This window comes from Shimazuella kribbensis DSM 45090, from assembly GCF_000428065.1.
GTDB classification, from domain to species: domain Bacteria; phylum Bacillota; class Bacilli; order Thermoactinomycetales; family Thermoactinomycetaceae; genus Shimazuella; species Shimazuella kribbensis.
Window position 1 is genome coordinate 41,800 of record NZ_ATZF01000014.1, and the last position, 13,107, is coordinate 54,906.

General features: G+C 39.3%; 10 protein-coding genes, 1 pseudogene and 1 other annotated feature. Of the genes and pseudogenes, 4 read left to right on the plus strand and 7 right to left on the minus strand.

Annotation, left to right across the window (positions count from 1 at the left end; all coding sequences use genetic code 11):
* Positions 1 to 134: 134 nt before the first annotated feature.
* Positions 135 to 263 (minus strand): annotated as a pseudogene (locus A3GQ_RS26360) (winged helix-turn-helix transcriptional regulator); the annotation flags it as partial.
* A gap of 167 nt (positions 264 to 430) precedes the next feature.
* Between A3GQ_RS26360 and A3GQ_RS0117215 the strand changes: the two are divergent.
* The gene (locus tag A3GQ_RS0117215; RefSeq protein ID WP_028778124.1) at positions 431 to 844 is read left to right on the plus strand and encodes a hypothetical protein; all 414 of its coding nucleotides are present in this window, start codon (positions 431 to 433) and stop codon (positions 842 to 844) included.
* Positions 845 to 958: 114 nt separating this feature from the next.
* On the opposite strand, the gene tyrS is transcribed toward A3GQ_RS0117215, so the two are convergent.
* Together tyrS and A3GQ_RS27280 are read right to left on the minus strand one after the other, a co-directional pair.
* On the minus strand, positions 959 to 2,221 hold the full coding sequence (gene tyrS, locus A3GQ_RS0117220; RefSeq protein WP_028778125.1) for a tyrosine--tRNA ligase: 1,263 nt from the start codon (positions 2,219 to 2,221) through the stop codon (positions 959 to 961).
* A gap of 27 nt (positions 2,222 to 2,248) precedes the next feature.
* Positions 2,249 to 2,398: a hypothetical protein gene (locus tag A3GQ_RS27280; RefSeq protein ID WP_156877789.1), complete on the minus strand. Its 150-nt coding sequence runs from the start codon at positions 2,396 to 2,398 to the stop codon at positions 2,249 to 2,251.
* 88 nt (positions 2,399 to 2,486) lie between these two features.
* Positions 2,487 to 2,693, minus strand: a binding site (T-box leader).
* A 49-nt stretch (positions 2,694 to 2,742) separates the two neighbouring features.
* On the opposite strand from A3GQ_RS27280, the gene A3GQ_RS24755 reads away from it, so the two are divergent.
* The 3 genes from A3GQ_RS24755 to A3GQ_RS27875 all read left to right on the plus strand — a co-directional run bounded on the left by A3GQ_RS24755 (position 2,743) and on the right by A3GQ_RS27875 (position 8,679).
* A complete protein-coding gene (locus A3GQ_RS24755) occupies positions 2,743 to 5,187 on the plus strand; it encodes a transglycosylase domain-containing protein (protein ID WP_051271987.1) in 2,445 nt (814 codons plus the stop codon).
* A 128-nt stretch (positions 5,188 to 5,315) separates the two neighbouring features.
* A complete protein-coding gene (locus A3GQ_RS24760) occupies positions 5,316 to 7,625 on the plus strand; it encodes a transglycosylase domain-containing protein (protein ID WP_051271990.1) in 2,310 nt (769 codons plus the stop codon).
* A gap of 157 nt (positions 7,626 to 7,782) precedes the next feature.
* Entirely contained in the window at positions 7,783 to 8,679 is an 897-nt protein-coding gene (locus tag A3GQ_RS27875; RefSeq protein WP_211227741.1) for a hypothetical protein, read from the plus strand.
* Between the two features lie 403 nt (positions 8,680 to 9,082).
* On the opposite strand, the gene acsA is transcribed toward A3GQ_RS27875, so the two are convergent.
* The 4 genes from acsA to ccpA all read right to left on the minus strand — a co-directional run bounded on the left by acsA (position 9,083) and on the right by ccpA (position 12,966).
* Positions 9,083 to 10,801: an acetate--CoA ligase gene (gene acsA / locus A3GQ_RS0117250; protein ID WP_028778126.1), complete on the minus strand. Its 1,719-nt coding sequence runs from the start codon at positions 10,799 to 10,801 to the stop codon at positions 9,083 to 9,085.
* 167 nt (positions 10,802 to 10,968) lie between these two features.
* On the minus strand, positions 10,969 to 11,130 hold the full coding sequence (locus A3GQ_RS26365) for a DUF1540 domain-containing protein (protein ID WP_083964295.1): 162 nt from the start codon (positions 11,128 to 11,130) through the stop codon (positions 10,969 to 10,971).
* A gap of 85 nt (positions 11,131 to 11,215) precedes the next feature.
* Positions 11,216 to 11,932: a 5'-methylthioadenosine/adenosylhomocysteine nucleosidase gene (locus A3GQ_RS0117260; RefSeq protein WP_037465375.1), complete on the minus strand. Its 717-nt coding sequence runs from the start codon at positions 11,930 to 11,932 to the stop codon at positions 11,216 to 11,218.
* Positions 11,929 to 12,966: a catabolite control protein A gene (gene ccpA, locus A3GQ_RS0117265; protein WP_028778128.1), complete on the minus strand. Its 1,038-nt coding sequence runs from the start codon at positions 12,964 to 12,966 to the stop codon at positions 11,929 to 11,931. The genes A3GQ_RS0117260 and ccpA overlap by 4 nt, the downstream gene beginning before the upstream one ends.
* Between the last annotated feature and the right edge of the window lie 141 nt (positions 12,967 to 13,107).

Sequence of the window (13,107 nt, forward strand, 5' to 3'; positions counted from 1 at the left end):
TTCAGTATGTCCTATTTCTTAATAAACTTTTTCAAAAGGTAAAATAGCCTATTTTAACTCTTATGTTCCTCTGTATAACATTCAAGTACTAATGACTTATCTCCATAATTTTTTTCTACGTGATTTTCACCCTATGAACAAAAGTGATCCAATATACTTTTTAGACTCCAGCCATATTCACTCAATTCATACTCTACTTTTCGTGGAATCTGATGATAAATAATTCGGTTAATGATCCCATCACCTTCAAGTTCACGTAATTTACTTATATAGCTCTCGCCAATATGATGTCGACTGCTGTTTTCACACTCGCAAGACTATAAGAAAGACACTTATTTAAATAAGTGTCTTTTCTTTTATCCCTATAGATTAGACAAAAAACTATCAGTATAATAAATGTAGTCACTGTCTTTTTTCTGGAAGGAATACCATGAAGGTAAAGGTTGCTGGATACACGATCACCAATGTTGCAAGGACGGAGAAGGATGAGGCAGGGATCAAGTACTATGCCCCCGAAAACCGCTATCTTCTCATTCGTGGTCGCGGAATCGTCGGCACTGCTTCGAGTGTTCGTATCTACAATGAATCGGAAGGCATGGTTCACTCTTATGAATGGAGGATGCTGCGGCATAAGGCTTCAGGCTTCGCCCTTCGTTCTCCGGGAACGAAGATGACTTGGCATCCTTCATCCGAAAAGATCATCATGTACCTCGGGAAGGTTCCTAAGTTCAAGATCAATGGTGTATTCGCTGATATCGGCAACATTAAGAACTGGGTCGTTCTGAAGAAGAACGGTTCATGGAGCTACAAGCAAAACCGTTGCAGCTGTCACATGGCATCGTGATCTAACTCCCCCTGTGTTATGGAACAGAGGTAACACAGGGGGAGCACGAATTCATCCATTTCCCATAGATTAAAAAGAGATCCCCCTTCTATAGGCGATCTCTTTTGGTTTGTTTTATGATAATGCTGCTAAAAAGTACTTCTTCTTCCCGCGGCGAATAACAAGAAATTTATCATCAATTGCTTTTAGGGTATTTACTAAGATGCTTGTGTCTGTTACTCTTTCATCGTTGACTGTTACTGCACCATTTTGCATGAACTCCCGTGCTTCACGTTTTGATTTTGCTGCTCCTACTTGAATCAAAACATCAACTAAAGGAAGTTCGATCCCCTCGATCGTAGACGAAGGAACATCTTGGAAACCTTCCGATATCTCCGAAGCAGTGAGAGAACTCACTTTTCCTTGAAATAGGGCAGCAGTAATATTTTGTGCACGTGATAGTGCTGCTTCTCCATGTACCAATCTTGTCATTTCTTCTGCAAGGGTGCGCTGCGCCTTACGTTCTTCTGGTGCAGTTTCGAGCGTTTGTGCGAGATCTTCGATTTGATCTTTGGATAAAAAGGTAAAATATTTGAGGTATTTGATAACATCTGCGTCATCGGTATTTAACCAGAACTGATAGAATACATATGGAGATGTCTTATCTGCATCTAACCATACTGCTCCACCTTCGGTCTTACCAAACTTTGTTCCATCACTCTTTGTAACAAGCGGGATAGTAAGACCGAATAGATCGTCTGATTTATTATCCGACTTACGGATTAACTCTGTACCTGCAGTTATATTACCCCACTGATCGCTGCCACCAACTTGTAATTCACACCCATAGCGACGGTGTAATTCCAAGTAATCGTAGGATTGAAGAATCATGTAACTAAACTCTGTAAAAGAAATTCCTTTTTCAAGACGTGAATTAACGGATTCTTTTGCTAACATGTAATTAAGGGAGAAATGCTTTCCTACATCTCGTAAGAATGAGATGAGGTCTAACTCACCTAACCAATCATGGTTATTAGCTAATAACGCAGGGTTTTCTGCCTTTTCAAAGTCAAGAAAACGAGATAATTGAGTTCGGATTTTATTGGAGAATCCTTCTACCACTTCCTTGGTGTTCAACGTTCTCTCTGTAGCTTTACCACTTGGATCACCAATGAGCCCTGTTCCTCCACCAACTAATGCAATAGGCTGATGTCCATATTGCTGAAAACGACGAAGCATGAGAATAGGAAGAAGATGTCCAATATGCAAACTATCTGCTGTTGGATCAAATCCACAGTATAGAACAATAGGTTCTCGCTCCAAACGTTCATCTAATTTTTCTTGATCTGTACTCTGGTAGATCAGCCCTCGGTATGCTAAATCTTCTAGTAATCGCATTACTGCATTCACTCCTTGTGAATATAATTATTTCCTAATGTTTACAGATGGATTTTGCTTCTCTTCTTGATTAGCAAATAGTTCTGTGACGGGAATAGCCTCACCACGTTTATATTTTTTGGTGAGCAGTAGTTTGGATAATGCTTCTGCAAGTGTTACTTTCTTTTCTTGCGTCATTGTGTTTGCTCCTTTTTGAGGAGACCTTCTTTTGTTGTCAAAAAACGAATCGTGCAATAGGTGGAGATGATAAAAACTCCGTCCCTAAAAAAGGGACGGAGCTATGCCCGCGGTACCACCCTTGTTGAAAACAAAAAAGTTCTCCACTCGAATAAGATATAACGGGTCTCCCGTGCGTAAAACGCAAAAGCTTCCTAAGTGTAATTTCATCCTGTGTGTTCGACTGGTTCACACCTACCACCAGCTCTCTTAACGATGCAAACATAGGATTACTCGCTTAGTTCAACGCTTTTTGTTTATCAAATTATGTTATAATATTACCTTATCGCCAAGGGGGTATCAAGGTGAATCTACAAAAATGGATAAAAAAACCCCATGTAGACACCAGTCGTTTGATACGATGGAGTATCAGAACGCTAATCGTTATCGTATTAACTGTGCTAACAATATCCGTTATTGTTTTAGGTGCAGGTGCGGGGATCGTCTCCGCTATCGTCAAAGATGAGAAAGTTCGCACCAAACAAGATTTTGACACTGAACTAAACAATTTATTTCAAACCAGCTATGCTTACTTTCAAAACAAAGATAAAAATGATAAGCCCGTGCAAATTGGCGCACTTCGCTTCGATAATGATCGAGGAATGATTAAAAAAGTTACGGATGTTAGCCCTTTTCTAGTTAACGCCTTTATCTCTGTAGAAGATCGAGATTTTTATACCCATAAAGGTATTGTCCCTCGCTCCATTGCTCGAGCAGCATTCCAACAAGCAGTTGGTAGTGAAGTGACGACTGGTGGTAGTACGCTTACCCAACAATTGGTCAAAAATATTGTACTCAAAAATCGTAAAAAAGATTTAGAACGTAAAGCAAACGAAATACTTTTGGCCTTACGTATGGAACAGATGTATTCCAAAGATGAGATCTTCGTCTACTATATGAATAGCGTATTCTTTGGAAAAGGTGCAAATGGCCGTAAAATGTATGGAGTCCAAGCTGCTGCAAAGGGGTTATTTAATAAAACCCCCAAAGATCTCAATCTTGCTCAAGCAGCATACATCGCAGGAATGGTCCAGCGTCCAAATGCATTGAATCCCCTTGATGAGGACCCAAAAAACTACAAACGCGGTATGAAACGATTGAAGTTAGTATTAACCGAAATGCTTCAAAATAAAAAAATCACCCAAAAAGAATACAAAGAAGCTCTCCGCTTTGATATCAAAAAATCACTTGCAAAACCATCCGATTTTGATAATGGCTATGAAAAATATCCTTTTATCATGTTTGCGATGGAAGATGAAGCAGCAGAAACATTAATGGAGATGGAAAATCTCAATACAGAACAACTGAGTAAAGAGGGCAAATATCGTTCTACACTGGAAGAATACAAGAAAAAAGCAGTTACAGGTGGATATCGTTTTTACACCACCGTTGATGAAGGACTTTATAATTCGATCAATGAAGCTGCGACAAAAGGGCTGGAATACACTAATCGCACCTACAATGGAAAAACATCACATGAACAACTAGGTGCTACGATTATTAATAACAAAACAGGCGCAGTACTTGCATTTGTATCGGGTACGGAATCATTTGATGATAATCAAAAGGATCACGCTTTGCAGGTTCCTAGACAGCCTGGTTCTTCCATTAAACCACTGCTTGTATATGCACCAGCTATGGAAGAAGGGCTTATCTCTCCCTATTCACAAATTTTAGACGAACCAATTATGAAAAGTGACGGTTCTGGTTATTACAAAAATGCAAATGGAAATTACAAAGGATTTGTAACCGTTCAAGATGCACTAAAATGGTCCTACAATATTCCAGCTATTAAAACATTTAATGCGCTTGGTCATCAAAAAGGATTTAACTATTTACGAGAGCTAAATCTGCCACCATCTCCTAAAGATGGAGAAGCAGCAGCTATTGGTGGTGCTACAAATGGTTATACTGTTGAAAAAATGACTGCCGCATTTTCTACTTTGGCAAACCAAGGATTGTACAACAAACCTTATATGATTTACAAAGTGACGGACGCGGATGGAAAAGTATTGTTTGAAAGAAAACAAAATTCAAAACGTGTCTTCTCCCCACAGACGGCATATCAAACAACAAAGATCTTAAAAACTGTATTAAATGGAACTGCTTCCTATATTGGAGGGAAAATTCCTTCGGGATATGAAGTAGCAGGAAAAACAGGAACCACTTCGGATGAAAAAGACTTATGGTTTGTAGGATATACCCCAGAAGTAACCATTGGTGTATGGAGCGGATATGATTATAATTTCCCAATGTATGCTGATGATAAATTTACGAAAAAAGCATGGGCTAATATCTTTAATGCAGCAATAGAACAAAGCCCAGATCTCATACCAAAAGGAACAGATTTTGAAAATCCAGGAAGTCTTGGTCCTGAAAAATGTGGATTTGAATGTGGCAAAAAGAAAAGCTATGAAGACTCCCAAAAATCGAAAAGTAACTCTGGTAAAAAGAAAAAAAATAAAAAACCTTCCAAACAAAACAAACCTCCTACCCAACCATCTACCCCACCACCAAATAAAGATGGAGATGACGGGGATAAACCACCTACCAGTAATGGCGGAGATAGCAATGGTGGCGATGGCGGCAATAACGGTTCTAACGGCGGCAACAACAATGGATCTGATGGTGGTGGGTCCAATGATGGAGGAACTACTAGCAATGGTGGCAGTACGTCTGATGGTGGCGGAAATAACAATGGAGCTCCTACAGATGGAGGAAATACCAATTCCCCCGTACTCAATCCATAAAGCCCTTCGGGGCTTTTTTTATTGGATAAATTTCCCTTCAAGAAGACTACATTGTCACAAGAAATCTATAAGCTTATTAGATAGGACCTGTGTTATAATTCGTACATATGAGGAGGGAAATCGGAGAAATGCAAGAGCAAAATTATATACCGGTGAACACCAAGAAGAAGCGTAGTAAAAAGAAGGTAATCTTGGTCACACTTTATGTCATATTAACCCTCATCTTAGTTGCAGCGATTGCGGTATTTGGTGTTGGGTCTGGAATTGTGTCGGCCTATACGAAAGAAGAAAAAATACGTACCAAAAAAGATTATGATGAATTACTAAACGGTTGGTCGGAAACAAGTTATGCTTATTTCCGAGATGCAAGTACAGGGCAACCCAAATTAATAGGTGCCATGCACAACGAAAAAGACCGTGTACTCGTTCATAAGTTATCTGACGTAAATGAAAATTTACTAAATGCACTGCTGTCTACAGAGGATAGGGATTTTTATAATCACAATGGTATTGTTCCTACCTCGATCCTTCGTGCAGCAATCCAACAAGTCATTGGTGCTGAAGTAACTACAGGTGGTAGCACGTTAACACAACAATTAGTGAAAAATGAAGTTTTAGGAAACCGCGAGCAAACACTTGATCGAAAAGCCAATGAAATCATCAATTCCATGCGATTGGAAAAATACTATTCCAAAGAGGAAATCTTTATCAGTTACCTCAACAGTGTATATTTTTTCAAAGGTGCAAATGGCAAGCATATGTATGGCGTCATGGCCGCAGCCCGTGGACTTTTTAACAAAGATGCAAAAGACTTAACCTTACCTGAAGCAGCTTATATCGCTGGTATGGTTCAACGTCCAGTAGAGCTAAATCCTCTTTCTACCAATAAAAAGAACCTCAAACGCGGAAAAAAACGGATGCAACTTGTCCTTAACAGCATGGTGATAAATGGAAAAATCACGGCTAAAGAAAGAGATGAAGCAGCCAAGTACGATATCACCAAATCTCTTGCCAAACCTGGCGATTTTAAAAATGCTTATGCGACCTATCCATTTGTCATCTCTGCTATCGAGAGTGAAGCAATCAAAACATTGCAAGAAATGGATAAAAAATATCATCCTAATGAAGCAAAAGAAAGATCTTATAAATACTACAGTGATAAAGTTCGTGTTGGTGGATTGAAAATATATTCCACCGTTGACCAAGCACTCTATGACAACATGAATAAATCTATTAAAGGTAACGATTTTCCACGCAAAAAAATCAATGGTAAATTGGTACGTGAGCAAATTGGTGCGGTAATGGTAGAAAATAAATCAGGTTCTGTTCTGTCTTTCTTTGCAGGAACTGATTTTGATGAAAACCAAAAAGATCATGCGTTTGATGCGAAAAACCAACCGGGATCTTCGATGAAACCACTCCTTGCTTATGGGCCAGGGATAAATGAGGGTGTCATCTCACCAAACTCGATTATTGTAGATGAACCGATCAACAAAGAATTCAGCTCCAAAGTATATGTAAATTCAAACAGAAAATACAGCGGGCCTGTAACTGCTACCAGAGCATTGCAGTATTCTTACAATATCCCAGCAATTAAAGTATTCCGTGCAACCGAAGATAAACTTGGAAGCAGAGAAAAAGTATTTGACTATATCCGTGCGATGGGTATGCCACCCCATGAAAAAGATGGCGAAGCTCTTGTACTTGGTGGAGCAACTTATGGATATACCGTAGAGCAAATGACAGGTGCTTATTCCATGATTGCCAACGGCGGTAAATTTATTAAACCACACCTGATTTCCAAAATTACCGATTCACAAGGCAACGTTATTTTTGATTACGCAAAAGAACATGCACCAAAGGAAATATTCTCTCCTCAAACCGCCTATCAGTTGACAGGTATGTTGAAGAAAGTAGTCCAAGGCGGAACAGCAGAAGGCTTTATTGGACAAATCAGCGGTTACAATATCGCTGGTAAAACAGGAACAACTTCACAAGAGTTCGATTTATGGTTTGTTGGATATACCCCAGAAGTTTCATTGGGAGTATGGTCAGGTTATGATTACAACAAAAAAGGGGATCACGATCTAGCGAAGACAGCTTGGGTGAAATTATTTAAAGCTGCGGCAGCAACAAACCCAAATCTCATCCCCCAAGGTACCAATTTCCAAAATCCTGGTGGATCTGAGGAAAACAAATGCTTTGAATGTAATCGTAAAGCTCCCGAACCAAAAGAAGATAAACAAGAACAACAACCTGTGCAACAACAAACTCAACCAAACAACACAGGCATCGTACCACCATCCAATCAGCAAAATACACAAGATGAAAAGCCAGCCACGAATGAACAAGAACAGACAGAGCAAAAACCAAAAGAAGGACAAATCTTTGGCGGCGGTGCAATGGAGAAGCGAAAACCAGAAGAACAGGCTTCCTAATATTAAAACTCCTTTCTACTAAGTAGAAGGGAGTTTTTTTATATTCAATATCGAAAAATAGGTAGTACAACCAGATCATATAACCAATCCAAAAACCTTTTTCTTCCATAGGATAATATCACAAAGCGATATTTTCTAGAAGGATGGTGTAATTGGAATGAATTGGAGAAGAAAATACCCTAAAAAGAAAAACGCATGCTCCAGAAAACCCATTAGAGAAATAAAAAAAGAAGAGGAAAGAATAGAAGAAAGATACCTGGAGAACAAAGCCAAGAGCGAAAATAAAATAGAAATCCACATTAATTTAGCTGGATTAGGTGGTGGACTCACTGCTGGTCAACGACCTCTATCCATTCGTTATAAAGATGATGACAATGAAAAAGAAGTTAGTTTAACTGTTTTGGATGATGAGGAGAAGCGAATAACTATTATTAACGAAGACGATGATGATGATGACGACGATGACGACGACGATGTAGATACAACTTCGGATGACGACGATGATGATGACGATGACGATGACGACAATGATGACGACGATGATGACGACGATGATAACGACGATGACGACGATGATAACGACGATGACGACAATGACGACGACGATGACGACGATGATGATAACGACGATGATGACGATAACGACGATGATGACGATGATGACGATAACAACGATGATGACGATAACAACGATGATGACGACGACGATGACGACGACGATGACGACGATGATGATGCCGACGATGATGACGACGATGACAACGATGATGATAACGACGATGATGATGATGACGACGATGATGACGACGATGACAACGATGATGATAACGACGATGATGATGACGACGATGATGATGACGACGATGATGATGACGACGATGACGACGATGACGACGATGACGACGATGTAGATACAACCTCGGATGATGATGATGATGACGATGACGATGATGACTACAAACCTAAAAATAAGAAGAAAAAAAGAAGAAAAAAACATAAGAAAGGAAAAGAACATAAAAAAAAGGAATGCAATGAAGAGCATCATGAAGAATAAAAATAAATACCTCTTACAATATTTTCTCGTCAAAAAGCCACTCAAAAATTGAATGGCTTTTCTTGTATTTCTATTATCAATCAGTAAACACACAACTGTATTGACGAATAGATAGGTTTAGGGGAATGGCCTTTGCCATTGCTTCATTTCAATCATTTAGATGAAGCAGATGATCTTCTCCACTAAAAATGAAGCTGTTCAGGTTGTTTTGGATCCGCTAAGACTTTATCAAAATCGATGATCCCATCAAATCCTTTATTTGTACGAAGCACTGATTAACCATTTGGCGTATACACCCTGATTCAAACGAACTTTCATTGAATACGAAATATCCCGTTATTCCCCTATTTATCGTTTCGTACCGAACAAAAGCCATTCATATAAAATGAATGGCTTCTAAATCTTAATCTTCGAGCGTAGATAAATCTCCAGTTGGTAATCCTAATTCCCATGCTTTTAATACTCGACGCATAATCTTCCCACTGCGGGTTTTTGGTAATTTATCTTTAAATTCGATTTCACGTGGGGCGGCATGAGCAGCTAAACCACTTTTAACAAATGCTGCGATTTCTTGTTTTAATTCTTCAGATGGCACATGACCATCACGCAAAGCAATAAATGCTTTAATAATTTGACCCCGTAGTTCATCAGGTTTTCCAATCACCCCAGCTTCTGCAACTGCCGGGTGCTCCACTAGTTTACTTTCGACTTCAAATGGCCCTACCCGTTCACCGGAAGTATTAATAACATCGTCTTCTCGTCCTTGGAACCAGAAGTAGCCATCTTCATCCTGATAGGCAGTATCTCCTGATATATACCATCCAGGTATACGGAAATACTCTTTATACTTTTCTGGATTGTTCCAGATGGACCGCATCATGGATGGCCAAGGCGTTTTGACTGCAAGATGCCCCATCGTATTTGGTGGCAATTCCACACCATTATCGTCAATAATTGCTGCGTGAACACCTGGTATCGGACGTCCCATTGAACCTGGGCGAATTTCCATTTGCGGATAATTCGCGATGACAATTCCACCTGTCTCTGTCATCCACCATGTATCATGAATACGTCTCTGATACACTTGCATACCCCAGCGAATAACTTCGGGATTTAATGGTTCTCCTACACTCATCACATGACGAACTTTACGAAGATCGTATTTCTCTACAACTTCATCACCAGCTCCCATCAACATGCGAAAAGCAGTTGGTGCACTGTACCAAACTGTCACCTCATTGGTTTCCAACGTTTGATACCAATCATCTGGACTAAAACGTCCACCGCGAATTACATTGGTGACACCATGCAACCACGGTGTAAAAATTCCATAAGAAGTACCTGTCACCCATCCGGGGTCAGCAGTACACCAATAAATATCATCAGGCTGTAGGTCCAAAACCCATTTTCCTGTCTGATAATGCTGTATCATAGCTTGGTGAACATGAAGTACACCTTTTGGTTTGCCTGTTGAACCAGAAGTATAATGAATAATCATTGGATGTTCTAAATCTACCCATTCCAGTGAAAAATCAGAAGACTCAGTAGCTACTCCTTTTTCAAAAGAATAGTGTCCCGCTGATTCGTTATCCGATCCACCTACCAAAATAACCTTCTTCAGATGCGGAAGCTCTTCTACTGGGACTCGTTTTAGTAATTCAGGTGTAGTTACAAGCGCAACAGCCTCACTATTTTCCAATCTGTCTTTTACAGCTGCTGTCATAAATGCCTCAAATAAAGGTCCTACAACAGCACCAATTTTTAAGATCCCAAAAAAACTAGTGTAAAATTCTGGTGTACGTGGTAAGAAAATAAAGACGCGATCACCTTGCTCGATATGTAAGCGCTTTAAAAAATTAGCAAATCGATTTGAATTTTGCTGTAATGCTTCATACGTAATATTTTCAGAACGCACAGGATCACTATAAGAAAGAGCGATTTTAGCTCCTCTTCCTTCATCGACATGCCGATCCACACACTCGTAGGCGACATTTACCTTCCCTGTCTGATGCCAGCTAAATACCTTTTCTACGTCTGACCATTGAAAAGTATCTCTACTTTTTTCATAGTCGAGCAAATTATTTCCTGTAGTTATTGGTTTTAAAGATGCAAGATGTTCCATAAAAACCGCCCCCTTACATCTTATGATAAAGGAAAAACCAGCTTCTATCTAGATGTAAGAATTAGAAGCTGGTTTTTTCTTTTTTGTAGGCAAGAAAAAAATTCATCCCATTTACTTACCTATAACCTGCTCAGACTCTCGTTTAGGAGAATCGGGCCTAGCTACATTTAGTGAAGTTTGGGTTTAAAAGTATGACAATCAGTCTCTTCCGTGGTACGAGCCTTTTCTTCTTCCACATGAGTCACCACATAGATTTGATCTGCTTGACATAGATTTCCATTACCCCAATAGTTACAACTACTCACTTCACACATCACATCTTTTGGCATCAACAAACACCTCCTCATCACAGATTGAGTGATATCGAAAAACTGTTGATGCATGTCTATAGAAAACGAGCACTGCTCGTAATCGTTAAACTACCCTATCTTTGTGCATTTGATGTAGCATAGATGTTACCAATTCACATGAACGAATAGCAGCTAATTCCGTAAATTTCACAAAATCCACAGGTGCTTCCTGATCAGCCCGATCCGACATGGAACGAATCACCACATAGGGAATATTTGTAAAATAACACACATGAGCTACAGCTGCACCTTCCATTTCTACACAATCTCCAGCTAACTCTTGGTGTAAAAATTCTACTAAGGAAGCATCAGAAATAAATTGATCTCCTGAAAGCACTTTCCCAGTCCGAATGGTCACAGATTCAGTCCATTTTAATTCCGATGCTGATTTTAAAGCAATTTGAACAAGTTTGGAGTCTGCTGGATATTCAGATATTTGCTGGAAGGGCACTGTTCCTCGTGGAAATCCAAGAGTACTAGCATCAATATCATGTTCTTGGCAGACTGTAGATACGATCATGTCTCCAATGTTTAACTCTGGATGAAGCGCTCCTGCAACACCAATAAATATAATAGATGTCACGTTGTACTCTTTAATCATCGTATGCGCAGAAAGAGCAGCATTCACTTTCCCTACTCCTGATTTTGTTACTGCTACTGTCATATTTGCCAGTATCCCAGTTATAAACTGATTTCCATAAATATTTTTTGATTTTGTATCTTCCATGTTACGCAATAACTGTTCAATCTCAACATCCATTGCTCCAATTATTCCAATCATGATGACGCTTCCTCCAAAGGTATACGAGTAGAGTTACGCAATTTGATGGAATGAGGTAGATTTACTTGTCCAGTTTGTACTTCTTCTCCATGCATATATTTGGTAAGTAGTCGCATTGCTACAGCTCCCAAATCATACATAGGTACATCAATTGTGCTCAAAAGTGGACGCACTTGAGAAGCAATCGGAATATTGTTATATCCCATCACTTCAATATCCTCAGGAACTTTCTTATCCTTATCTAATACTGCATGTATTGCACCCACAGCCATTTCATCACTTAAAACAACTACCGATTGAGGGAGTTCAGTTAATCCTAGAAGCGTTCTCATAGCTTGATACCCAGAATCATAACGATAATCTCCAATCCGAATCAAACGCTCATCGAATTCGATCTTATTCTCTTCTAACGCTTGTCGATAACCTAAATAACGAGGATAACCTTTCACCAAATCGGTAAGTGGCCCACCAATCAACGCAATTCTTTTATGCCCTTTTTCAATAAAATGAGTAGTAGCATCATAGGCAGCCTTTTGTTGATCAATACCTACAGCAGGTAATGAATTGTCTTCTACTTTTGTCGCAACCAAAACGACTGGTACATTGGTATGATCATAAATGCGGCGATGTTCTTCTCTTACATTCCCACCTAAAAAGAGTAAACCATCTACCTGTTTTTCTAATAACGTTTCGATAAGTTGTGTTTCTCTTTCTTGCTGTAGATCAGAATTACACAAAATAATATTATAACGATACATTGTGGCAATATCTTCAATTCCACGAGTTACCTCGGAGTAAAATGCATTTGAAATATCCGGAATTACTACACCTACTGTTTTCGTTTTTTTGCTTGCTAGACCTCGAGCTACTGCATTAGGACGATATCCCAATTGCTCGATCACACTGAGAACTTTTTTACGCGTGGCTGGTTTTACATTGGAATTCCCGTTTACAACTCGAGAAACGGTGGCCATGGAAACCCCAGCAACTCGGGCTACATCGTAAATTGTAATTGTTTCTTTCTTTTTATCCATTTGGCTAACCTCTTTACTGTAGAAGTATCATTTGTAGTATAACAAATTAGGAAAAAAAAAGACCTGACACTCTGATATTTAAGAAGATATTCGCAAAGGAAAAAATCTCCAATATCTTAAAACCAGCTTGTCGGTCTTTTC

Coding starts and splice junctions, on each gene's coding strand:
- A3GQ_RS27875 (WP_211227741.1), top strand. CDS start 7,783: ATGAATTGGAGAAGAAAATACCCTAAAAAGAAAAACGCATGCTCCAGA.
- tyrS (WP_028778125.1), bottom strand. CDS start 2,221: ATGCGATTACTAGAAGATTTAGCATACCGAGGGCTGATCTACCAGAGT.
- acsA (WP_028778126.1), bottom strand. CDS start 10,801: ATGGAACATCTTGCATCTTTAAAACCAATAACTACAGGAAATAATTTG.
- A3GQ_RS0117215 (WP_028778124.1), top strand. CDS start 431: ATGAAGGTAAAGGTTGCTGGATACACGATCACCAATGTTGCAAGGACG.
- A3GQ_RS24760 (WP_051271990.1), top strand. CDS start 5,316: ATGCAAGAGCAAAATTATATACCGGTGAACACCAAGAAGAAGCGTAGT.
- ccpA (WP_028778128.1), bottom strand. CDS start 12,966: ATGGATAAAAAGAAAGAAACAATTACAATTTACGATGTAGCCCGAGTT.
- A3GQ_RS27280 (WP_156877789.1), bottom strand. CDS start 2,398: ATGACGCAAGAAAAGAAAGTAACACTTGCAGAAGCATTATCCAAACTA.
- A3GQ_RS0117260 (WP_037465375.1), bottom strand. CDS start 11,932: ATGATTGGAATAATTGGAGCAATGGATGTTGAGATTGAACAGTTATTG.
- A3GQ_RS26365 (WP_083964295.1), bottom strand. CDS start 11,130: ATGCCAAAAGATGTGATGTGTGAAGTGAGTAGTTGTAACTATTGGGGT.